Origin of the sequence: Bradyrhizobium canariense (genome assembly GCF_019402665.1) — a bacterium.
GTDB lineage: Bacteria > Pseudomonadota > Alphaproteobacteria > Rhizobiales > Xanthobacteraceae > Bradyrhizobium > Bradyrhizobium canariense.
This window is the reverse complement of the sequence record NZ_VSST01000010.1, coordinates 1-22,033: the sequence shown is the minus strand read 5'-3', so window position 1 is coordinate 22,033 and position 22,033 is coordinate 1. Positions and strand designations below refer to the sequence as shown.

Below are 22,033 nucleotides of genomic sequence, written 5' to 3'. Positions count from 1 at the left end.
TCGCCCGCCCGGTCCGCGCCATCGGCCGAGCGCTCGAGTTCTAGTTCTCGCCATTTCGGTTCTGAAATCCTGTGCCATGGTCTCCTGAGTGCAGGTGCTCAGGAAAAAAATATCACCAAGCAGACAAAGGCGAGATTGACGAGCGCTGCCACGAACGCCCACCCATGAATAGCCGCCGGCGAGAGCTCAACGTTATCCAGCGACGGGTCGACCCATAGAGGTGGCATCTCGATCACCCCGAAAAGAACGGGAGAGGAAATCCCGGACCAGGGCTGCACGTGTGTGCGCACGGCACGCCTAGCCGGCCGATCGCTTTACTGCCGCGCGGCATCAATCGTTCGTCGCGTCCGATGAGGGCCGATCGAACGGGCGAAATTCCTGGCCAACACGACCTTGCTTTGACGTGGTTGTTGTCCAGGCTCGTTTCAGCCGGTGAAGACAACGGTTTTCCTTCCATTGAGCACCACGCGGTCCTCGAGGTGATGACGGACGGCCCGTGCTAGTACGCGTCGTTCTATGTCGCGCCCCTTGCGGACGAGATCGTCCGGCGTGTCGCGATGCGAGATCCGTTCAACGTCTTGCTCGATGATAGGCCCCTCGTCGAGATCGGAGGTCACGTAGTGCGCCGTCGCGCCGATCAATTTCACGCCGCGCTCGTGGGCCTGGTGATAGGGCTTGGCTCCCTTGAAGCCGGGCAGGAACGAGTGATGAATGTTAATGCAGCGCCCTGACAGCTTGGCTGAGAAGCCATCCGAGAGAATCTGCATGTAACGCGCGAGGACGACCAGGTCGGTGTTGGTCTCCTGCACCAGCTCCCAGATCTTATCCTCTTGCTCCATCTTGGTCTGCTTGGTGACTGGAAAATGATGGAATGGCAGCTTGGCGAGGTCGCTCGAGGCCAAGTGCTCGCGGCCATGGTTCGAGACGATCGCCGTCACGTCCATCGGTAGCTCGCCATTGCGCCAACGATAGAGCAAGTCGGCAAGACAATGATCAAACTTGGAGACCATCAACATCACGCGTTTTCTTGCCGTCCTCTGTCGGAGCGTAAATCTCATTGAGAGGCGCTGGGCCAGCTCCTCGATGGCTGCAGCTATCTCCGCCGTCGATTTCGCGTGCTCGAGGCGATCGAACACAACGCGCATGAAAAAGCGGCTGGTCTCGGTATCATCGAATTGCTGGGCATCAAGGATATTGCAACCGGCTTCGAACAGGATCGCTGAAATCGCCGAGACGATCCCGGGCCGATCGGGGCAAGACAAGGCGAGAATCATGGAATTGGACATCTCACTCACCGCCAGGTGGCGGACTCTCCCTTTATCAAGCCGAGGCCAAGTTCGCGCGAACGCAATCAGCCAGGACGGGCCACGTTACAACCGAACTCCGCAGCGGACGCCGCAAACCACGACCAAAAGCTAGCCGCCATGCTGCGCGACACGAGGATTTCGAAAGCCGGGCCATCGGGCCCATCCTTTATTCGCCATAGCTGCACACCGACATGCGCAAAGCTCGTCAAGGCGGTCGCGCCGACGGGAAACGCTTTCCCATGGAGATCGATCATCGCCCCCTTTGCGAGAACCTCTCGTGCCCGCCTTCCTGAAACGCACAGTGCCGCCCGGGCGTCGCCCTGGTCGCTAACAGCCGCCTCGTCTGAAAGCAGGCTCGTGAGTTCAGAGAAGCCTGCTCGTTGCCGAGCCAAGAGCATCCACTGGCCGGGGCCTGACCATGCCAAGCCATGCGTGGCACTCAGCGCGATCGAGGCTGATCGAGGCAGGTCAAGCCCTACCAGCTGCTTGGTGATACGCTCGAGGCCGGTTGAACCGGTCGTTGCGATCAAAGTCGCAAGTTGCAGGTTGGCTGGAAGCTGCACCTTGACGCCGGGCTCGCCCGCCGCCCCGATCTGGCCGACCTGGATGATGGCGGCCCAAGCGTCGCGCCGGCACCAGGAAGAGGTTGCTTGCTCAGCCATGCAGGCGGGTACCTTCACGATCAACAAAGATGGGCGAGCAAATCTCCACGTGGATCTCGCTATTGCGTACCGGGTCAACGGCACGGATACGCTCTCCAACCCGGCGAGGCCCATTCTTAAGCAGGCCCAGCCCGATCCAGTGCCCCAGGCTTGGTGAATAGGCTACCGACGTCATGTAACCCTCGTCATTGTCCGTGTTGGCGGTGCGGCCCATGGAGATGAAATGAGCACCGGCCCGTAGCCGCTCAGCGTTGTTGATTGGTCGCAATCCCACCAGCGTCGGGCGGTCGCTTTGCAAGAGCGCCTCTCGCCGGGCCATCAGCCGGCCGATGAAATCCTTCTTGGAGGACATCATCTTGCCAAGCCCGAGATCGCGGGCTGTCGTTTGGCCATTAAGTTCGTTGCCGGCAACATGGCCCTTCTCGAGACGCATGACGCCGAGCGCCTCCGTGCCGTAAGGCGTGATCCCGTGCGGCGAGCCCGCGGCCATCAGCGCGCGCATCATCGCCTCGCCATAGTCGGCAGGCACGGCGAGCTCGTAGGCCAGCTCGCCCGAGAACGAGATCCGGAACAGCCGCGCCGGGATACCCCCGTTGACCGTGACTTCGCGCGCGGCCAGGTATGGGAAAGCCTCGTTCGAAATATCGTGCACGGCATCCAAGATATCGCGCAGGACCTCGCGGGATTTCGGGCCGGCGATCGCGGCCTGCGCCCATTGTTCGGACACCGAGACCATCCGCACATCGAGCTTCGGCCAAAGCACCTGATGGCAGAATTCGAGATGCTGCATCACCTTGCCGGCGTTCGCTGTCGTGGTGGTCATGAGGAAATGATTTTCACGCAGACGCGAGGTGGTACCGTCGTCCATGACGAAGCCATCCTCACGCAACATCAGTCCGTACCGGGCCTTGCCAACTGGCAGTGCCTTCCAGCCATTGATGTAGACCCGTTCCAAGAACTCGGCGGTATCTCTGCCCTGAATATCGATTTTGCCGAGTGTCGAGACATCACAGAGGCCAACTCCAGTGCGGACGGCAAGCACCTCGCGGGTGACCGTGGTCAGCCAATCCTGCTCGCCGGGCTTCGGATAGTATTGGGCCCGCAGCCACTGGCCCGTCTCGACAAAGACCGCCCCTTGCTCCCGCGACCAGTCATGGGTCGGCGCGAGGCGTACGGGGCGGAAATCTTTCCCCCGGTGATGGCCGGCGAGAGCACCGATTGCAACCGGCGTAAAAGGAGGCCGGAAAACAGTAGTACCAGTATCGGAAATCGCCCTACCCGTTTGCTCGGCCATGATGGCGAGACCGGCGATGTTGGAGGTCTTCCCCTGGTCGGTTGCCATACCGAGCGTCGTGTAGCGCTTAAGATGTTCAACCGAACGGAAGCCTTCCCGCGCCGCTAACTCGACGTCTTTCTCTGTCACATCGTTCTGGAAATCGACAAAAGCCTTGCCTCTGCCGCCCCTCACGCGCCAAATCGGCTTGACGCGGTTCGTCTCGGCGTCCGTCGTCGGAATGGGCTCGATGTGGGTCGGACGGAAGCCGATCTCCACTGCCGCCTCGCGGCCAAGCCGCGCGCCATCTTCCAGCGCCTGGGCAAGCGTGAAACGGCCAGCGGCGCTCCCCCCGACAGCTAGACCCGGCGGCAGCGTGCCAGGCACAAACGCCTGCACATCCTCGTTCCAAATCGGTCTGCCATTCTGGTGGGAGGTGAGGTGAAGTGTCGGATTCCAACCATTGGAAACCGCCAGCAGATCGCAAGACAGCGTCGTGTGCTTCCCAGAGCTATCGCGTACTACGACGCCCCGTACGTGATGCCCACCTTGCGTTGCTTCGACCGCGCCGCCCGCAAACACCCGTGCGCCAGCACGCTCGGCGAGCGCTTTAAACGTTGGGTCGATTTCGCTGCGCGAATCGACGATCGCTGACAAGCGCACCCCGGCCGCCACCAGATCGCAAACCGTGGCCCAGCCGTTGTCGCCCGTCGTAAAGACGACAATCTCACGACCGGGAAGGACACCAAAGCGATTGACGTACGCGCGCACAGCGCCCGCAAGCATGACCCCGGGCCGATCGTTACCAGGGAAGACGATCGGCCGTTCGAGCGCTCCGGACGCAAGGATCGCGCGCTTCGTATAGATCCGCCAACCGCGCTGACGCGGCTGATGAGCTGGCGGAACGGCAACGTGATCGTTGACACGTTCAACCGCGCCGAAGATCCCGTGGTCATAGAGCCCAAACACGCTGGTCCGGAGCATAGTGCGCACTTCGGAGAGAGCAGCAAGCTCAGCCAATGTAGCCGCCACCCAATCAGCGGCGGGACGTCCGTCAATTTCACGCCTCTCGGCGAGCAGACGCCCGCCCAAGCGAAAATCCTCATCGCAGAGGATAACGCGCGCGCCACTACGGCCCGCTGTGAGCGCGGCAGAGAGGCCCGCCGGCCCAGCACCGATAACCAAAACGTCGCAAAAAGCGAAGGCCTTCTCGTAATGGTCAGGGTCCGCGAATCGGGCGGCGCGCCCTAGCCCCGCGGCACGGCGGATCACCGGCTCGTATAGCTTTTCCCAAAACGCAGCCGGCCACATGAAGGTCTTATAGTAGAATCCAGCGACCAACGCGGATCCAGCGAGACGGTCCACTGACAAGAAGTCGCAACCGAGCGAGGGCCAACGGTTCTGACTCGTTGCCTCAAGCCCCTCGAACAATTCGATGATTGTCGCCCGTGTGTTCGGCTCACGCCTTGCGCCCGTGCGCAACTCGACTAGAGCGTTCGGCTCCTCGGAGCCGACCGAGAGGACTCCGCGTGGGCGGTGATACTTGAAAGACCGACCGAGCAGCCGCACGCCGTTTGCGAGCAGCGCCGAGGCTAGGGTATCGCCAGGATGGCCATCGTAGGTCTTCCCATCGAAGCGGAAGGACAACGTCTGAGTGCGATCGACCAGTCCCCCGCTTGGTAGCCGGAATGGCTGTGCGTTCATGCTGCTACTCCCGCCTTCGCGCTCTTGGTCGGGACCGCCGACTCGATCACATGGGTCAAGGTATGGCGCCGCACCATGAGCCACGCGCGACACCCGGCGGCGTGATACCAGAGCTCGTCATTTGGACCGCGCGGATTATCGCGCACGTAGACGTATTCCAACATGGCGGCTTCCGTCGCATCGAGCCCCTCCGGGCGCCGTGGCTTGGCATCGCCGAGGTACGTAAACTCCTGGACGTCACGCGCGCCGCAATGAGGACATGGAATTCGCATCGGACCCGCTCGAATGAACTCTCAGTGGAGGTTTGGCTGGGCGCCCACGCCCTTTTCGTCGATCAGCCGTCCCGTCGCGAACCGGTCGAGCCGATACGCGGCGGCCAACGGGTGCGGCTCGTCCTTGGCCACGAGATACGCAAAGCAAAAGCCGGATGCCGGCGTTGCCTTGAAGCCGCCGTAGCACCAGCCGGCATTGAGGTATAAGCCCTCGATCGGGGCGTGGTCGATGATTGGCGAGCCGTCCATCGACATGTCCATGACGCCGCCCCAATGGCGCAGCAGCCGCACTCGGCCCAACCCGGGCCAAAGGGCCATTGCTGCCTCCATCACGTCTTCGATCACCGGGAGGTTGCCGCGCTGGGCATAAGAATTATAGCCGTCAATATCACCGCCAAAAACGAGGCCACCCTTGTCGGACTGGCTGATGTAGAGATGGCCCGCGCCGAAGGTTACCACGCAGTCGAGCAGGGGCTTGAGACCCTCGGACACGAAGGCTTGCAGCACGTGGCTTTCAATAGGGAGCCGCATTCCCGCCATCGCGGCGAGGCGAGAGGAATTGCCGGCAACGACAAGCGCGATCTTCTTCGCCTTGATTGGGCCACGCGTGGTCTGGACACCGGTTGCCCGTCCATCGACGATATCGATGCCAGTCACTTCGCAGTTCTGCACGATGTCAACGCCGCGAGAGTCGGCAGCCCGCGCGTAGCCCCAGGCGACGGCATCATGGCGCACCGTGCCGCCGCGCCCCTGCAGCAGCCCACCCTGGATAGGAAACCGGCTTGTCTCGTAGTCCAGGAACGGCAGCATGGAGCGCACCTGCTCGCGATCGATGAACGCGGCATCAACGCCGGCAAGGCGCATTGCGTTGGCCCGGCGAGCGAAGGCATCGCGCTGAACGTCGGAGTGGAAGAGGTTGAGGACGCCGCGCTGGCTGACCATCGCGTTGTAGTTCAGCTCCTGCTCCAGGCCTTCCCAGAGCTTCATCGAGAGCTCGTAGAAGGGCGTGTTCCCGGGTAGCAGGTAATTCGACCGGATAATCGTCGTGTTGCGCCCGACATTGCCGGAGCCGATATAGCCCTTCTCGAGCACGGCGACGTTGCTAATGCCGTGCCGGCTGGCAAGGTAGTAAGCCGTTGCGAGACCATGGCCCCCGCCGCCAATGACCAGGACATCGTATCCAGGTTTCGGGGCAGCATCGCGCCACGCCGGTTGCCAACCACGATGGCCCTTCAACGCCTGCGAAATGAGTGAGAAGATTGAATAGCGCATTGGCGGGTTCGAGACCGTGTCGTGGCTGGCTTTGAATCTTTGTACGTCTAGTGCAGATTGAACGGCGCAGCCTTGCCGGCATGACCCTCAGCGACACCTGATTGCCTGGAAGCGACAACCCTAACCGAAACAACAGATGGCATCTGGCGGCTCGTCCCGTGCTGGCGATGGTGTCGACGGGTCACCTGGGCGGTATGAATCCCGGGCAAGCGTTGAACGCTGGCGCGGTCGCGCACGAACTGCTCGCAAAGACCCGGCGAGGCGTCCTGGCGCGGCCAATCAGTCATCGGATCGACCGCTGCAAGGGCGACATCAGGGTAACTTTTGCGGATGAGGCAATTCGAAGGGGCAAATTTAAACACGATGACGTAATTGCGGTCGGCGCCCGCGGCTCGAAAGGTCCGGTATCTTCAAGGCTTACCGCAATCTCACGAATCGAAAGGGCTATGAAGCAGTATGTTGGGCTAGATGCCTCGCAAAAAGAAACTTCAGTATGCGTGGTCAACGAGGTAGGCCAAGTCTTGTTCGAGGGGAAGGCCAAGTCCGACGTGGGGCGCCCGAGCGCGCGAGCTACATCACTCCCGTGCCCGGCGGTGTTGGCCCCATGACCGTTGCCTACTTGCTCGCCAACGCCGTGAAAGCGGCCGTTTCACGCCGAGGCTTGTCATTTCCTGGAAAGTCCCGGCAGGCCCAAGGCCGCGTTTTCCTTGAACGCCGCGCCAGGAGGCGAGGCTCCGCACGTCTGGACACGTACAAAATGCAAGGACCTAGACGTCAGCGCCTATTAGCGAGTGTCTCTCGCAATCGCTCAGTTCGCGGCGCTTGGCCGAACCGCGCTCGGAAGGTACGAGAAAAATGGCTTGCGCTTGTGAAGCCACAGGCTAGCGCAATCTCGAGTACCGACAAGCTGCTTTGCCGCACGAGATCGCGCGCGCGATCCAAGCGTAGTGACAGGTAATGCTCGCCGAGAGAGCAACCGAGATGCTGCCGGAAGAGCCGCTCAAGGTGTCGTAACGAGACGTTGGCAACACGCGCCAACTCGTCCCGCGAAATCGGGTTCTCCACGGCTTGTTCCATTCGGCCGATTACCCGGAGCAGCGGGGCGTGCGCGATACCGAGGCGCTCCCGTAACGGCATCCGCTGGGGACCCGCGCCCTCGCGAACATGCGTCTGCAGGAACCACTCGCTAACCGCCATGGCTAGCTCGGTACCGTGTTCGCGAGCAAGAATCGCGTGCATCATGTCTAGCGGCGCGGTGCCGCCGCCCGATGTCAACCTGTCGCGGTCGACTTCATAAAGAGAGCGCCGCAGGTCCAGGCGAGGGTACTCCTCTGCGAACGCGGGCGCATGCTCCCAATGAATCGTGAACCGGTAACCGCTGAGCAAGTTCGCGCGCGCAAGAACATAGGGACCACCCGATACGCCACCGATCTTGGCGCCACGGCGAGAAAGATGTCTTAGCCAGGCAAAGGTCGCGGGATCTTTGAACAGGGCTGGATTACCCCCGGCGCAGACGAAGACATAGTCGAGCTGCGCCTCCTCCCCGACACGGTAGTCGGCGTGGATTCGTACCCCGTTGGAAGCTGCAGCCGGCCCTCCGTCAATTGAGACATGGCTCCAGCGGTACAGCGTGCGTCCCGATAGGCGGTTTGCAGCTCGCAGGGGTTCAATGACGCACACGTACGGAAGCATTGCAAAGTCGGGAATGAGCAGGAAGCCAACATGGGCAGCCGGCGGGCCGGCGCTGTCCTTTCCCGGCACTCGAAGGTCGCTAGCGATCATGCCGACGTCGCCCCAGTTATCGGCGAGAAGTTGTCCAGTATCTTTCTGAGAGAGGCAATGCGCCCCTTTTGGGGTAGCGCTCGTCTCGTCGGAGCTGGCCGGGATAGCGGAGACGAGACGAGCGCGGGTTGCGTGATCGTGGTCACGACTTTTGAATCGTCAGCTGTCATTGCTGGTCTCAACGATGTCGCAGTGGTGGGTCAGCGTGAACCGCACAGGACACCCCACTGCCCGGACGGCCATGTGTATCTTGGTGCTCGGGCCGCCGCGCGAGCGGCCGATCTTCAGACCCCCTTTTTTGCTCCGGCGGCGTGCTGATGCGCCCCGACGATGGTGGAATCGACGATCAGATATTGATATTCGAAGTCCAATCCTCCGACATCGCCTCGAAAATGTGCGCCCGAACACCGTTGATCGCTCCTGCGCACGATCCAAAGCCCGCCTTTTACAAATATCCGGTTGTCGCGCCCGGTTGAGCCCTTCTGCTCGGGCCGGCCGATGATCAGCGGCGCCATCCGCTCCCACGCCCCATCATTTCAAAACTAATCGGTCCATCACACCCAAGACTGCCTACCCCAAAAGACAGCCTTGAATCTGATTTGCTCCTAAAAGGGAATCCTTAGAGTCCAACCGACCTAGCGCTTGGCTTTGCTGTCTTGAGTCTGATCTCTCACCTTCGAGGAGCGGTCTTGCGCGTAGACCCCCACCTCAAGTGTGAGCGGAATCGTTTGCAAGTTCGTCCATTACTTGCTTGGTCGCCTGATATGCAAGATCAACTATTTCATCGATCTCTGCCTCGGACACGACGAGTGGCGGGGCAAAACCAAGTATGTCTCCGTGCGGCATCGCTCGAGCGATAAGTCCTCGATCACGAGCAGCCTTTGAAATACGAGCACCTACTTTTAGCTCCGGATCAAATCTCCGTTTTGTCTGACGATCCGCCACGAATTCAACAGCGCCGAGCAAGCCTACGCCTCTGACTTCTCCAACGATCTCCAGCTGCGCAAACCGCTCCTTAAGCCGTCGTTGCAAGTGGGCGCCGACGGTCTTGGCTCGGTCGCTTAGCGCCTCTTTCTCGACAATATCGAGGACCGCGTTTGCAGCTGCGGCTGCAATTGGATGGCCGGAATATGTATATCCATGCGAGAAAGCTCCAACGCGATCGGCTCCTTCTTCCATGACCTTGTACACCTTCTCACCGACGATAGCGGCAGAGAGTGGTACGTATCCGGAAGTCAGCCCCTTGGCCACAGTCACCAGATCTGGCTCGATTCCATAGAGTGTGCTGCCGAAGTCGGCACCGGTTCGGCCAAACCCACAGATGACCTCGTCAGCGATCAGAAGAACGTCGTAGCGACTGAGCACGGTTTGGATTTCTTGCCAGTACCCAGCAGGAGGCGGCGTAATACCACCCGTGCCGAGCACCGGCTCTGCGATGAAGCCACCGACCGTCTCTGGACCCTCTCGCAAGATTAGTTGCTCAAGCTCCGCTGCACGCCGGCGAGAAAACGCCTCTTCCGTCTCGCCCGGCTCAGCACCCCAATAATGATGCGGCGTTCCCGTGTGCAGAATACCAGGGAAAGGAAGATCCATGTGATCGTGGTAAAACGACATGCCAGTCATCGAACCGGAAATGACCGAGCAACCGTGGTAACCGCGCTCGCGCGAGATAATCTTCTTCTTCCTGGGCTGACCACGCAGATTGTTGTAGTACCAGACGAGCTTTGCTTGCGTTTCGTTGGCGTCCGATCCGGACAGCCCGTAGAACACTTTGCTTGGCTTGCCGGGTGCCATTCGCACGAGACGATCCGAAAGAGTCGCCAGCACTTCCGTCGTGTGCGCCGCGTAGGTGTGGTAGTACGCTAGTTGATATGCCTGCCGCGCAATAGCTTCTGCGACTTCGGTGCGACCGTAGCCGATGTTGACGCAGTACAGTCCCGCAAAGCCGTCGATATAGCTGCGGCCCTCGGCGTCGTTTATGCGAATACCTTTGCCGCCTGTAACGATCGTGGGATCGCCCATCTTGCCGGTGGCGTAGTCCTTCAGCTGAGTGAAAGGATGCAGAACATTCGAGCGATCTCGTTCAGCGATGGCCTTGATATCAATCATGTCGCTTCTCCTAACCTGCCAGGTCGCCGAAACAGACGTACTTGAGTTCCATGAATTCGGCTAAGCCGTGTCGTGAGCCTTCTCGACCAAGGCCAGACTGCTTCCATCCGCCGAACGGAATAGGTGGCCCTGTGAATGAGGCTGTGTTGATGCCGACCATTCCGCACTCGATCCGCTCCGAAACCCGAAGCGCCCGACGCAAGCTGTCGGTGTAAATGTACCCGGCCAGCCCCATTTCGCTGGCGTTGGCTCTGGCGATGACCTCTTCTTCGGAGTCAAACGGAAGGACTGCTGCGATTGGGCCAAATGTTTCCTCAGAAGAAATGAGCATATTCTCGGAAACTTCAGTGAGCAGTGTCGGAGGGACGAAGTTGGGGCCGGCTGTGGCGCCCTGATGGGCCGACACAACTGTGGCTCCCTTTTTCACCGCATCATCAACTTGGGCCCTGCACTTGTTGGCAACAGATAGCTTGGTCATAGGCCCGATATCCGTCGTCGGGTCCAATCCATGACCGACTCGGAGTCGAGCTATTTCCGCAGCAAACGCCTCGACAAAGGCCCGATACATGGCCTTTTGAACGTAGATGCGGTTAGCTGCCAGGCAGTCCTGACCTGACGTCGCGAATTTGGCGGCCATCGCCCCCTTGACCGCCTTCTCGAGGTCGACGTCATCAAAGATGACAAACGGGGCATGCCCGCCCAATTCCATAGAGACCTTCTTCACCGTGTCCGCTGCCCCTTCAAGGAGATGGCGGCCAACCTCTGTAGAACCTGTGAACGACAGCGCCCGCACTCTCGTGTCGTGCAAGAGAGGCGTCGACAGTTCGATCGGGTTACCTACCAGGACTTGAAACACCCCGGCAGGGAGTCCGGCCTGTTCGGCCAGGCGCGCAATGGCGAGCGCGGAGAGCGGTGTCTCCGGAGCAGGCTTTACAATGATGGGACAGCCAGCGGCAAGCGCGGCCCCGGCCTTTCGCGTAATCATCGCAACAGGAAAGTTCCAAGGCGTAATCGCAGCCGCAACACCGATTGGCTGCATTCTGACGTGAAGGAGACTGCCGGGCTTGTGACTTGGGATGGTCTCTCCGTACGCACGTTCTCCTTCGGCTGCGAACCACTCAAGAAATCCTGCACCGTACTGGATTTCATGACGCGCCTCCGCAAGGGGCTTACCCTGTTCGCTCGTGACGACGACCGCGAGTTCTTCCGCATGCTCGAGCATTAAGGACGCCCAAGACCGAAGGATCGCCCCCCGCTTTGCGGGCAACAATTCGCGCCACGCCGAGAAAGACCGGTCAGCCGCCGCGATCGCGGCATTCATGTCGGCTGCGCTGCAATGCGCAACGTCAGCGATCTGTTCTCCGGTCGCTGGATCGACGACGACGTCTCTGCGCTGGCCCGAAATCCACCGACCGTCCAGCAGCGCGGCGCCTGCCACAAAATCTTTACGCAGAGTCTGCAGACGCTCCTTAGCAAGACCGACCAGCTCCCGATTTTCGGGCCGAAGAGTTTGAAGGGCCATTTGCGGGTCCGACACCGTCAATTGTTGAAAATCGTTGTGCATTGAGCATACTGGTAATGCCAACAGAATTGCGGCGCATTTCCCCGATGCAATAATGATTTCCTGCAGCGGACATGCGTTTGATGACGGAATACACCTGATGGCTGGAGCTTAAATCATGCGATACGACCGGATAGACGCGCGCATCCTTGAGATTGTGCAGAAGAACAACCGCCTGACGTCCGAGGTGATCGGCGAGATGGCTGGGCTTTCCGCTACCGCGTGTCAACGGAGGCTAAAGCGACTTCGCTCTGAAGGTATCATCGAGGCCGACGTCTCGATCGTTTCAGCGAGGGCGGTCGGACGACCGATCCAGATGCTCGTTCTAGTGAGCCTGGAGCGCGAGCGTTCAGACATCATCGACCGATTCAAGAAAGCTATCAAGTCGTCAGCTGAAGTCGTGAACGGATGCTACGTGACCGGCGACGCTGACTTTGTTCTCTACCTTACCGCCCGTAGCATGGAGGAGTATGAGCAGTTCACTCGACGGTTCTTCTATGAGAACCCCGACATCAGGGGTTTCAAGACAATGGTTATAATGGATCAGGTAAAAACCGGTTTCGCCGTTCCGATCGAGATGCCGGACGAAGATTGAGCTGCCCTCGCATGCATTCCAAGCCCGCACTTTTTCCTCACGCATTCGCATACAATGCCCATCTGTTCCGTCGAGTAGGGCGTAGGCCTCGCCAGTCAGTTCGTCATGCACTCCGCGATCGACCAGACGTCCATCAACGCCGCGATTACGATATCTTGGTCCAACGGGGCAGACCGAAGGTCAGACTACCAAGCTCAGGCTCGTCAAGCGTCAGATGTACGGACGTGCCAAGCTCGACCTGCTTCGGGCCCCTTTGATCGGCGCTACATGATCACCGATGCACCAAAATTGAGGCGACTCGCTGGTTCAGTACTGTCCGAGCGCCGATTTTCATCAGTGGAGATGGCTGTTGCAATTCATGCGTGCCTGCACGCATCGGCAAAGCGAGGGGTCCACGTGTCGTCTTCTTTCGCTTTTGTTCTCCAGTCGCGATCTCATGAACGAATTACTCGGGTGTGATCCCGACTTGAATTTCGATCACGCGAACACCGGCAAGCTTGTGGTCTTTAGGATGCGCAACGCCTTCGATTCGGCTCGGCGCCTGCTGGTACCGCTACGTCTCTGTCGAAGAGGGGATTGCGCCTAAAGCTTTCATCCTGTTTTGCGGGCGGTGTCCGCGCGATCGAGAATTTGAGTGTCGCGGCTCACAGATATAAGCCTCGCTGTTCGCGCGCCTCCAGGACGCGACGGCATCCCAGGATGTATGCAGCATCGCGAAGGCTAACTTGGTATTCAAGATGCGCACGCCACACGCTGTCGCAAGCGTCAGTGAGCATTTGGCCTAGTTTGTCCCGTACCTCGGCTTCTCGCCAGAAGTAGGACGAATGATCTTGCACCCATTCGAAATATGAAACGATCACTCCGCCAGCATTAGCAAGCACATCCGGGATCACAGTGATTCCTCTATCAGCCAGGATCGAATCCGCCTCTGGCGTGGTCGGGCCATTAGCGCCTTCAACAACGATTTTTGCATTTGTGGCGCGAGCGACAGCGGCTGTGATCTGCCCCTCGAGGGCCGCAGGAACGAGAATATCTGTGTCCACCAGCCAAAATTCTTCGCGCTCAATCTCAATCCCGAGCCCAGATTCCAGCACCGATCCTGATCTCAACTTGTGGCTAGACAATGCTTCGACATCGAGACCATCTTCGCACACAAGCGCGCCGTCGACGTCCTGCACCGCAACAACGAGAGCGCCGGCTCGAGCGAAGCTTCGGGCCGCGGCACTACCCACGTTTCCAAAACCTTGGATAGCAACACGTTGGTTACGAATATCTTGACCTAGCCGGCCTGTGAGTTCTCGAGCGGCGATAAAGACACCATCCCCCGTGGCATCCTTGCGGCCCACGGACCCGCCTAGCTCGATGGGCTTACCAGTTACGACGCCACTCACCACCTGGCCTTTGGTCAAGGCATAGGCGTCCATCATCCATGCCATGACCTGAGCATTCGTATTCACATCTGGAGCCGGTATATCCTTGTCTACTCCGATGACGTTTGCGATTTCGATCGTGTAGCGGCGCGTAAGCCGCTCAAGCTCCACGCGGGAGAGCTTCGCCGGATCAACTCGTACAGCGCCCTTGCCGCCACCGAAGGGCAAGCCGACGACGGCATTTTTTATGGTCATCCAGCCAGCAAGTGCCATCACTTCAGACAGGGTCGCATCTTGATGGAAGCGCACCCCGCCTTTAGCCGGCCCGCGGCTAGTGTTGTGGTGCACCCTATAGCCTTCAAAATGAGCGATGGTCCCGTCGTCCCGCTGAATCGGAACGTCGACCACCACCGCCCGCTTTGGCCGTTTGAGAGTTTCGACCCACCGACCTAGAGAGCCAAGAAATGGCGCAGCGCGGTCCACTTGGGAGAGGTAGTTGAGCCACGCATCCGCACGAGCGTAATCGACGAACGATAACTGCCCTGGCGCAAGCGCAGCACAGGCAGTCGCCGATTCGATCGGTGAAATCTCCGCCCTGAGCGTCATTCCTGGTTCCTCATATGATCGATGTTTGGGAAAGTTTGTGCTTTGCTGCAAGGGCGCGCGCTTGAGGTCTGGGTCGATTGACGCCGGGCAGGCCCCGCCTGACTAGTTGTTCTTTCTCGCAAGAAGAGATCACAGCGGCGGCAACCGAGCCGTCCTGCGTCCCCTTGCCGCGCTTCAGCTGATCGGAATCGCGATCGATAAGTGTGGACCGGGTTCGCGAACCAAAACACATGGCTCCGTTCAGTTGAGTGGAGTTACACATAGCAAGCTCTGATATGGGGCGGCGAATACTTGAGGAAGCACAGACCATCCTTGCAGCGAGCAAAAGAACCGTAAATGGAGCCCTGCCTCGCTTTGAGGTACTCGCCAGCCTCACCCGACCCCATTGCTAATCAAGGTCTCGCATTACTCAAGACCAGATCGGCATAGCTTTTTATCTTACAAATACGTTTTGTGAAATCATCATTCGCTTCATGAGCCGCACCTTCGCTTAGATGCTCCTCCAGCTTTTCTACACGCATGTATCTTTCGCCGCCGTGATGAAAGGCTTTCTGGAATACCGGAACAATTCTTATGCTATCAATGAAAGTGCGGCTATTGCCATCCATGATGCCTTTCGACAGCTTCATCTTCAAAACCAAGCCTAACGATAAATGAGGCGCGGCATCCCATTGGTCGTACGTCAAACCGCCCAACGAATAGGCGATAACCGCAATGCGATTTGGATCTCTATTTGTGCGATAATATTCGACGGGCTGAATGACATGAGGATGATGACCAAGGATCAAATCCACGCCGCATTCGACCAACTGGTGAGCTGTCACGACTTGTTTGTAACGCGGGAAAAACTCGAACTCGAACCCCCAGTGAATTGAAGCGATGATGAAATCGCAGTCTTGCCTTTTGCAGTCCTCAATTTGCTTCTTGAGCAACTCCAATTCAGGTTCAACGTATTTTGATACGAGTTTGGCCGTGTGAATACGATAGCTCTCGGCCGGTGGAAGCCGGCGGCCATTGAGCCCGAAGGTAGCCGATACGAATCCGATCTTTACGCCTGCCCTGGTAAAGACATTTGCACGACCGTATTCCGCTGGAGTCTGTGGAGTGCCGATACCCATAATTCCATGGTGGGTGAAAAGCCTCTGTGTGGTCTCAAGACCTGCTATGCCCAGGTCATTAGTGTGGTTGTTGGCAAAATTGAGTGCGGTAAAATGCTTTCCTTTGTGTCCGGTTAGGGCAGAGAATTGAGCAATTGAGCTGCGAAGGAGCGTGCAATTTTCCGGATCTCGCCCAGCAACGAGGCAGCCATCGAACTCCTGTTCTGTTACAGGAGCCTCCAAGTTCGCAAACGAGAGGTCCGCATCGAAGAGGACGTCTGCGACATTCTCAAAAACAATATCTCGGCAAGACTCGATGCCATCGGATGGCATTAGATCTCCCGATGCGCTGATTGTGACCGAGGCATCCTTTTTGAACCCATCTGGCAGATGCACGGCGGATTTGTCCTGCACGAACAACGCTTCACGGACGTTCTCTTGTGCTTTGAGGATCGGCCTCTCAGCTTTGTAAAGCCAGTATGCCCAATCGAGAAATGTCATCTCTTCAGCATCGGTGGCCGCCTGTGCAAGAGGAAAATCCCAGTCCCGGGATAGCTTGGCTTTTTCCAAGGCTTCTTTGGCCTTCGACTCGAAAGAAGATTTTGCGGTCTGACTCGCTGTGTCGCCGCTGGGCAGTTCATTTCGCATAGCGCAAGTCCCTTGTTGAAGACGAATGCTCTAAACTTGTTTTATAGCGCGCCTGAGGTGAGGCATCCTGAGGAGGGACAGCAACCTGACTTGCTCTATAAGCTTGATTCCGGCTGCGGCAGAGAAGCTCCGCCCGATGTTCCATTGTCTGAGATTGCATTGCGCGCTCGATGACCAATCCAGCATCGCCACGGCCCGATTTTGGCAGTTCGCTCGACTCATGCAAAAGGAACTCGGGCCGTCCGAGCGAGGCCATACTCCGAGCGATTGCGGCGGTTAGCGCCGACACGATTCTCATGCAATGATTCCGCTCTTGCTCGAGCCGCTATGACACGAGCGCTTCCATTGCGCCTTGCGAGATTCGGAATACATCTTGATAACTACGAAAGCCGAGCGAGGTGATCGATAATCCTGGCCCAGCTCCGAGCCCCCTTGTAGAAGCTTGTTAGGTTGTACTTCTCATTAGGCGAATGGATACGGCTATCGTCCAGGCCGAAGCCAATGAGCAAGCAGTCCATGCCGAGCTTCTGATTGAAGGAAGCGACGATCGGGACGGAGCCACCCGCTCCCATAAGGGCAGCCGGACGGCCCCACTCCTCCTCGAGCGCTTTAGCGGCCGCAGCGACATGCGGAGATTCGGGGTCGAACGCAAATGCGGGGTAGCCTCCGTCATCGGCCCGGAACTCGATGGAGCAATCCTTTGGGGCACGGCCTCGGATGAACTTCTCGAGGGAGTCCAGGATCTGCTGTGGATCTTGCCCAGGCACTAGGCGGCAGGTCAGCTTGGCCGATGCTTTGGACGGAATCACCGTCTTAACTCCGACTCCCTGGTATCCGCCGGTGACACCATTGAACTCACAAGTCGGGCGGACCCACAGCTGCTCGAGCGCGCTGTAGCCCTTTTCTCCAGCCGGCCGACTGAGACCGATGTCACTCAGGAAGGCTGCAGCGTCGAAACCTAGCGATTCCAGCTGCCGCCTTCTTTCGGTCGATAAGGTCGGGATGCCGTCGTAGAATCCAGGCACAGTCACTCGCCCATCGCCATCATGCAGCCCGGCTAGGATGTGCACGAGAGCTCGGATCGGGTTCAGGGCTGCGCCGCCAAACTGACCAGAGTGCAGATCTCTGTTCGGGCCAGTCAGCACCACTTCGGCACCGACAATGCCGCGCATCGAAAGCGTGATACCCGGCGTATCTTTGTCCCACTGCACCGTGTCACAGATCAGCGCAAGATCGCAGGTAATCTCCTCACCGTGCTCAGCCAGGAAACGCGACAGGCTGTGCGCGCCGCATTCCTCCTCTCCTTCGATCACAACCGTGACCCGGAACGGCAACTCACCGGCGACCCGCTTCCATGCGCGAAAGGACTCGAGGAAAGTTGAGAACTGACCCTTGCTATCTTCTGCACCCCGCGCCACCACCACTTCGCCATTGCCCGGCTCGACCGCTAGCCGCGGCTCGAACGGCGAAGATACCCACAAATCGAGGGGATCTGGCGGTTGCACATCATAGTGACCATAGAAAAGAACGTGTGGCTTGCCCGCTGCACTACGTGGGCCGTCGTGAGCAACTACAATCGGATGACCGACCGATTCTCTTAACCCCGCGTCGAAACCAATCTCGCGAAGCGTGTTAACGCACCACTCTGCCGTGGCCCTACAGCTGTCTTTGTACGACGGATCGGTCGAGATACTGGGAATCCGCAACACTTCAAAGAGTCGCTTGAGAGCTGGCTCCCGGGAATCATCAAGCGCCTTAAGAACGGCAGGCAGGTAGTCGGTCATGTTGCGGTCCTCGTCTCGCATCCGGATATGACGCGCCACCCAACTCGTCGAAATGCGAGAAAGCCGCATGCTAGCGACCCGAGGCCTCGCCGCAGGCGACCGCGACTACAGATTAGATCGGGGCTTGTGTGCCGAGTAGTACCCCGAAGCACCATCTGAAACTCCCACGCGTCATATGCTGAATAGGCTTGCCAATCAGCATACCAGCGCGACAAAGGTATTTGCTTCGCATTTCTCTAAGCGATCGATGGATTCCTGCATTCAGCGGCAACATTGCGATGGATTTCACCTGCGAGAACAGGGCCGACTTGCAATAAAGACGAGTCGACGCTCGCAACGTCGAGATCGCCGGGCCTTCCCGCATTTTCCCAATCCTGCCGACTGGCCGCCTGCAACTGCGCTCGGAGGGAATCGGATCAGCTTGCGTGCTGGCGCTCAGCATGGAAGATTCTACGAAACAACTCGCAAAGATGCTGCTTAGGTGAGGAGCAGTTAACGAAAAGAGAGACGGAGAGGACCTGCGGGCCTCTGTCGAGGCGAGTCGAGATATTGCGGCTCCTTTCCAAGGCTACGATTCTTGATTTTCGCGCATTATGAGCTCTAGCATTACAGTTGGCTTTTTGCTTTGAAAAGCGCGCGCTGAGCGATCGCTTGGTGAGCTCTGCGCCAGAGTGATCATGCGATGATGTGGGCGGGCTGGATCCGCTTTCGAGCGAGCCTGACGGCGATGCGCCGGACTTCCTGGATTGACCATCGGATCAACGACGGCGTGGCTATGCTTTGGATTTTGCTGTGGTTCGACGTTTGGTTTTTTTTGGCGGCGGCGGATTGGCATGATGCCGGATCACCGCCATCATGGCGAAGGCGAGCATCACCATAGACACGTGGCGATGCCAGCCATGCCAGGATCTGCTCTCGTTGTGATCGAGCCCGAACTCGTTTTTCGCGGTTTCAAAGCTGTCCTCGATCGCCCAGCGACGGCCTTCGACCGCGACCAGCGTTTCGATGGATGTTGCCGCTGGGCACCAGGTGGTGAAGAAGGCGAGATCGCCATCGGCGATACGACGACGGATCAGCAGACCGCGTGTCCAAACGCCCGGATTTTCGTCGTTTGATTCTCCGACCAGATCGGCCAGTTCGAGATAGCACCAATCATGCAGCCGTGGTCCTTTGGTTCCGTCCCCTGCCGACAGGCGGTTCCAGTCGGACGAACGCCGCGTCGAGGCGATGTCCGCGGCGGTGCCAGAGACTGATCGCCGCTTGCCCCAGGAATGAAATACATGAGCGCTGCTGACCCCGAGTACATAGCCTTTGCCTGCGCGACGTAGTTGCTGTTAGATATCGCCAACCCCATAGACAATATCGCCTGCAACCCACTTGAATGGGACAGACGTGGCTATGGCGCGTGCGATCATTCTCGTCGCAAGCTTTGGCTTGGTCGCAAAGCCGACATCGGCAGGCACATATGCGGTTTCCAGACGATCCGGATCGTCGGTCCATTCCTTCGGAAGATACAGCGCGCGATCGATGAACGCATGACCATGGCGCGACACGTAGGCGGCGAAGACGCCGATCTGGCAGTTCGTGATCTTGCCGGCGGAACCAGTGTATTGCCGCGCCACCCCGCACGACGCCTTGCCTTGCTTGAGAAAGCCGGTCTCGTCGATCACGAGCACCGCATCGTCATCCGCCAAATGCTCGATGACATAATCGCGGACGATATCGCGCAGACCATCAGCATCCCAATCCCTGCGACCCAGGATCGCCTGTTGCCGCCAAGGACCGGGATCGCCAGCTGCCTCCGCGCGCATCCAACCGGTCTTGCGTTGCTCATCTCCGAGCAGGCCTTCCAGAAACACGCCTGCATTCCTCGCAACACGATCTTGATTGAACAACGGACGTATCCGTTGCTTGATCTCACGAAGCGACGCCGCCCACAGCGCAAGCGTCTCTTCAATCGACGCTGCCTGCGTCCACGATCTTCGAATCATGGTTGCCCATGGATTCAGAAATCCTCAGAAAGGGCAACTGTAATGCTAGGCTTCTCGCCCCCGCAGATTGCATACGCCACCGATATTGGCTGGTACTGCGCGACCTGCTAAGTCTCAAAGCGCTTGTAGTGCTTGCGTGGCTGACGGACACGAGCGACGATGCGCAAGCAATGTGCCTCTGGCTTTACACGGCGTACTGCACAGCCCAGCCGGAGAAGAACGCCGGCAGCCCGATGCCAGCTCGCTATACGTACGCCGATCATGGACGGCACACAACGTGCGATGACGCGCTCCGCCATCTCCAGCACTGTGACGAAACAGCCTTGTTTCGCCGCCGCAGCAGCGACCTCATCTGCTGCCCCTAATCTCCTGAAAGAAGTCAATATCAGCATCTGCGAAGGCACGCGATCTCCACGGCGACCTGGTCTTCTAGGGTCAACGGGGCGAGGGGCTTGGTGCATCTTCGTGCGGCACCCGAGCTCTCGGTGCGCACTGCCACGTTTGGTGACACGAAGAAAGCTCCACATTTTCGGATCTGGCGCCGAATTTCGGCACTGTGAAGCTGCAAATTAGAGAAACTCGACTCTGGGGGAGTGCAAAAAGCGACGTGTTGTAAACTCGACAAGAAGCTGCGGATCGAAAGCACAGCAAAAAATGACACGGGGCAGAGACGGAGGGACGGATACATTAGCATCTGCGCAGCTTCGGAATTTGCGGCCTAGCCGGCCGTTCATTGCCGTCTCGGCTGATGTTTGCGAGTTGTATAATTATCCATGGCACGCGGCGCCGCAACAGTATCTTGATGCCGCAATTGGAGGGGCCGGTGTATTTCCGCTCCTGGTTCCTTCGTTTGGCGATAGGCTCGACTTCGACCAACTGCTCGCCACTGTCGATGGCGTTATGATTACGGGCTCGGCCTCTAACGTCCATCCATCCCTTTATGGCGGTGACCCGAGTGAAGCAAACGGTCCTTATGACCTAGCCCGCGATTCGACTACGCTGCCTTTAATAGGCAAGGCGATCGACCAAGGCGTCCCGCTCCTTGCCATCTGCCGTGGTCTTCAGGAAATGAATGTCGCGCTGGGTGGGACGCTCGCAAGCGAGATTCAGGAACAGCCGGGCATGCTCGATCATCGGGCGCCGCAGACCGACAGTCGCGATGAGCGGTTTGCCATCCGCCAGACATTGACCGTTAAGCCCGGTAGCTGCCTTTATAAGTTGGTCGGCGGCGAAATAAACGTAAACTCGGTCCACCGCCAGGCGATCGAAAGGCTGGCAGCACAGCTCCAGGTCGTAGCCGTAGCGGAGGACGGAACTGTGGAAGCGGTGTCGGTGCGAAACGCCAAGGGCTTTGCCCTTGGCGTTCAGTGGCACCCCGAATATTGGGCAAAATCCGACGAACCATCCGCTTGCATTTTCCGCGCGTTCGGAGATGCGGTTCGTGCCCATGCGGCGACGAGGACATAATGGCAGCTGGAGGATCTTTCGACGAGATCACGTGGTCCATCGCTGATGCCACAGCACTGCGACAAGGAAGACAGTCCCCACGCTTGATATACAACTCTCCTCGGGGTCACGCAGTGTTTCGCGACTGGGCCAATTGGCTCGATCGATGACTTCGATTTCACGATTACTAGACGACATTTACTAGTCCACGCAGGAACACTTCGATGACACAACCTCCGCCTTTCCCGCCGCCCTTTCCTGTCGATGAGTACTGCTCGCGCCTCGCAGCATTGCGTATCATCATGGCCGAACGGCAGATTAACCTACTTATCGTCGACCAGTTCGAACATATGGTCTATTTCAGTGGATACCGGTCCACGGCGGCCACCTACCAAGCTTTACTTATCCCGCTCGATCAACAGCCCGTCGCAGTGATCCGCGCGCTCGATGCACCGATCTTCGCAGAAAAGAGTTGGTTCGCCGACCATGTGGCATATGCCGACAACGAAAATCCGATCAAAGTTGTTACCGAAACGATTAAAGCACGCGGTTTT

At 58.6% G+C, this 22,033-nt stretch carries 15 protein-coding genes and 3 pseudogenes; 4 read left to right on the top strand and 14 right to left on the bottom strand.

The genetic code is table 11. From position 1 onward, the window contains the following. Positions 1 to 425: 425 nt before the first annotated feature. The 5 genes from purU to FXB41_RS04235 all read right to left on the bottom strand — a co-directional run bounded on the left by purU (position 426) and on the right by FXB41_RS04235 (position 6,490). Positions 426 to 1,274: a formyltetrahydrofolate deformylase gene (gene purU, locus FXB41_RS04255; protein WP_376707480.1), complete on the bottom strand. Its 849-nt coding sequence runs from the start codon at positions 1,272 to 1,274 to the stop codon at positions 426 to 428. Between the two features lie 77 nt (positions 1,275 to 1,351). Then, positions 1,352 to 1,969 (bottom strand): sarcosine oxidase subunit gamma, encoded by a 618-nt coding sequence (locus tag FXB41_RS04250; RefSeq protein WP_219679959.1) that lies wholly within the window; start codon positions 1,967 to 1,969, stop codon positions 1,352 to 1,354. Beyond that, entirely contained in the window at positions 1,962 to 4,946 is a 2,985-nt protein-coding gene (locus FXB41_RS04245; protein WP_219679957.1) for a sarcosine oxidase subunit alpha family protein, read from the bottom strand. Before FXB41_RS04245 ends, FXB41_RS04250 begins: the two co-directional genes overlap by 8 nt. Further along, the gene (locus FXB41_RS04240) at positions 4,943 to 5,218 is read right to left on the bottom strand and encodes a sarcosine oxidase subunit delta (protein WP_219679954.1); all 276 of its coding nucleotides are present in this window, start codon (positions 5,216 to 5,218) and stop codon (positions 4,943 to 4,945) included. The genes FXB41_RS04245 and FXB41_RS04240 overlap by 4 nt, the downstream gene beginning before the upstream one ends. A gap of 21 nt (positions 5,219 to 5,239) precedes the next feature. Continuing rightward, a complete protein-coding gene (locus FXB41_RS04235) occupies positions 5,240 to 6,490 on the bottom strand; it encodes a sarcosine oxidase subunit beta family protein (RefSeq protein WP_219679951.1) in 1,251 nt (416 codons plus the stop codon). Positions 6,491 to 6,936: 446 nt separating this feature from the next. On the opposite strand from FXB41_RS04235, the pseudogene FXB41_RS42140 reads away from it, so the two are divergent. Then, positions 6,937 to 7,044: pseudogene (locus tag FXB41_RS42140) on the top strand (IS110 family RNA-guided transposase); the annotation flags it as partial. Between the two features lie 220 nt (positions 7,045 to 7,264). On the opposite strand, the gene FXB41_RS04225 reads toward FXB41_RS42140, so the two are convergent. From FXB41_RS04225 to FXB41_RS04210, 4 genes and pseudogenes are all read right to left on the bottom strand, one after another. Continuing rightward, on the bottom strand, positions 7,265 to 8,272 hold the full coding sequence (locus FXB41_RS04225; protein WP_219679948.1) for a GlxA family transcriptional regulator: 1,008 nt from the start codon (positions 8,270 to 8,272) through the stop codon (positions 7,265 to 7,267). 198 nt (positions 8,273 to 8,470) lie between these two features. Further along, positions 8,471 to 8,827: pseudogene (locus FXB41_RS40470) on the bottom strand (transposase family protein); the annotation flags it as partial. A gap of 153 nt (positions 8,828 to 8,980) precedes the next feature. Then, positions 8,981 to 10,381, bottom strand: coding sequence for an aminotransferase (locus FXB41_RS04215; RefSeq protein ID WP_219679944.1), 1,401 nt, complete (start codon positions 10,379 to 10,381; stop codon positions 8,981 to 8,983). 10 nt (positions 10,382 to 10,391) lie between these two features. Continuing rightward, the gene (locus FXB41_RS04210) at positions 10,392 to 11,903 is read right to left on the bottom strand and encodes an NAD-dependent succinate-semialdehyde dehydrogenase (RefSeq protein WP_376707483.1); all 1,512 of its coding nucleotides are present in this window, start codon (positions 11,901 to 11,903) and stop codon (positions 10,392 to 10,394) included. A gap of 157 nt (positions 11,904 to 12,060) precedes the next feature. Between FXB41_RS04210 and FXB41_RS04205 the strand changes: the two genes are divergently transcribed. Next, the gene (locus FXB41_RS04205) at positions 12,061 to 12,537 is read left to right on the top strand and encodes an Lrp/AsnC family transcriptional regulator (protein ID WP_219679941.1); all 477 of its coding nucleotides are present in this window, start codon (positions 12,061 to 12,063) and stop codon (positions 12,535 to 12,537) included. A 644-nt stretch (positions 12,538 to 13,181) separates the two neighbouring features. Here the strand turns inward: FXB41_RS04205 and FXB41_RS04200 are convergent. The 5 genes and pseudogenes from FXB41_RS04200 to FXB41_RS41885 all read right to left on the bottom strand — a co-directional run bounded on the left by FXB41_RS04200 (position 13,182) and on the right by FXB41_RS41885 (position 20,425). Continuing rightward, a complete protein-coding gene (locus tag FXB41_RS04200; RefSeq protein ID WP_219679937.1) occupies positions 13,182 to 14,513 on the bottom strand; it encodes a Glu/Leu/Phe/Val family dehydrogenase in 1,332 nt (443 codons plus the stop codon). A 392-nt stretch (positions 14,514 to 14,905) separates the two neighbouring features. After that, entirely contained in the window at positions 14,906 to 16,258 is a 1,353-nt protein-coding gene (locus FXB41_RS04195) for a CapA family protein (RefSeq protein ID WP_219679933.1), read from the bottom strand. A 380-nt stretch (positions 16,259 to 16,638) separates the two neighbouring features. Beyond that, complete coding sequence (locus FXB41_RS04190) at positions 16,639 to 18,042, bottom strand: dipeptidase (protein WP_219679929.1); 1,404 nt, start codon at positions 18,040 to 18,042, stop codon at positions 16,639 to 16,641. Between the two features lie 773 nt (positions 18,043 to 18,815). Continuing rightward, positions 18,816 to 20,033, bottom strand: a pseudogene (locus tag FXB41_RS04185) (IS701 family transposase). Positions 20,034 to 20,140: 107 nt separating this feature from the next. Then, positions 20,141 to 20,425 (bottom strand): FAD-dependent oxidoreductase, encoded by a 285-nt coding sequence (locus tag FXB41_RS41885; protein WP_376707482.1) that lies wholly within the window; start codon positions 20,423 to 20,425, stop codon positions 20,141 to 20,143. Between the two features lie 319 nt (positions 20,426 to 20,744). Here FXB41_RS41885 and FXB41_RS04180 point away from each other — a divergent pair, with 319 nt between their 5' ends. Together FXB41_RS04180 and FXB41_RS04175 are read left to right on the top strand one after the other, a co-directional pair. Next, on the top strand, positions 20,745 to 21,500 hold the full coding sequence (locus FXB41_RS04180) for a gamma-glutamyl-gamma-aminobutyrate hydrolase family protein (RefSeq protein WP_246648590.1): 756 nt from the start codon (positions 20,745 to 20,747) through the stop codon (positions 21,498 to 21,500). A 203-nt stretch (positions 21,501 to 21,703) separates the two neighbouring features. Continuing rightward, positions 21,704 to 22,033: aminopeptidase P family N-terminal domain-containing protein (locus tag FXB41_RS04175; protein ID WP_219679923.1), on the top strand; the 330-nt coding region annotated here is incomplete at its 3' end.

Bases quoted from the DNA above. Each gene is read 5' to 3' on its own strand.
- FXB41_RS04200 (WP_219679937.1), bottom strand. From the start codon at position 14,513: ATGACGCTCAGGGCGGAGATTTCACCGATCGAATCGGCGACTGCCTGT.
- FXB41_RS04210 (WP_376707483.1), bottom strand. From the start codon at position 11,903: ATGGCCCTTCAAACTCTTCGGCCCGAAAATCGGGAGCTGGTCGGTCTT.
- FXB41_RS04245 (WP_219679957.1), bottom strand. From the start codon at position 4,946: ATGAACGCACAGCCATTCCGGCTACCAAGCGGGGGACTGGTCGATCGC.
- FXB41_RS04195 (WP_219679933.1), bottom strand. From the start codon at position 16,258: ATGCGAAATGAACTGCCCAGCGGCGACACAGCGAGTCAGACCGCAAAA.
- FXB41_RS04205 (WP_219679941.1), top strand. From the start codon at position 12,061: ATGCGATACGACCGGATAGACGCGCGCATCCTTGAGATTGTGCAGAAG.
- FXB41_RS04225 (WP_219679948.1), bottom strand. From the start codon at position 8,272: ATGATCGCTAGCGACCTTCGAGTGCCGGGAAAGGACAGCGCCGGCCCG.
- FXB41_RS04215 (WP_219679944.1), bottom strand. From the start codon at position 10,381: ATGATTGATATCAAGGCCATCGCTGAACGAGATCGCTCGAATGTTCTG.
- FXB41_RS04190 (WP_219679929.1), bottom strand. From the start codon at position 18,042: ATGACCGACTACCTGCCTGCCGTTCTTAAGGCGCTTGATGATTCCCGG.
- FXB41_RS04235 (WP_219679951.1), bottom strand. From the start codon at position 6,490: ATGCGCTATTCAATCTTCTCACTCATTTCGCAGGCGTTGAAGGGCCAT.
- FXB41_RS04250 (WP_219679959.1), bottom strand. From the start codon at position 1,969: ATGGCTGAGCAAGCAACCTCTTCCTGGTGCCGGCGCGACGCTTGGGCC.
- FXB41_RS04240 (WP_219679954.1), bottom strand. From the start codon at position 5,218: ATGCGAATTCCATGTCCTCATTGCGGCGCGCGTGACGTCCAGGAGTTT.
- FXB41_RS41885 (WP_376707482.1), bottom strand. From the start codon at position 20,425: ATGCTGATATTGACTTCTTTCAGGAGATTAGGGGCAGCAGATGAGGTC.
- purU (WP_376707480.1), bottom strand. From the start codon at position 1,274: ATGATTCTCGCCTTGTCTTGCCCCGATCGGCCCGGGATCGTCTCGGCG.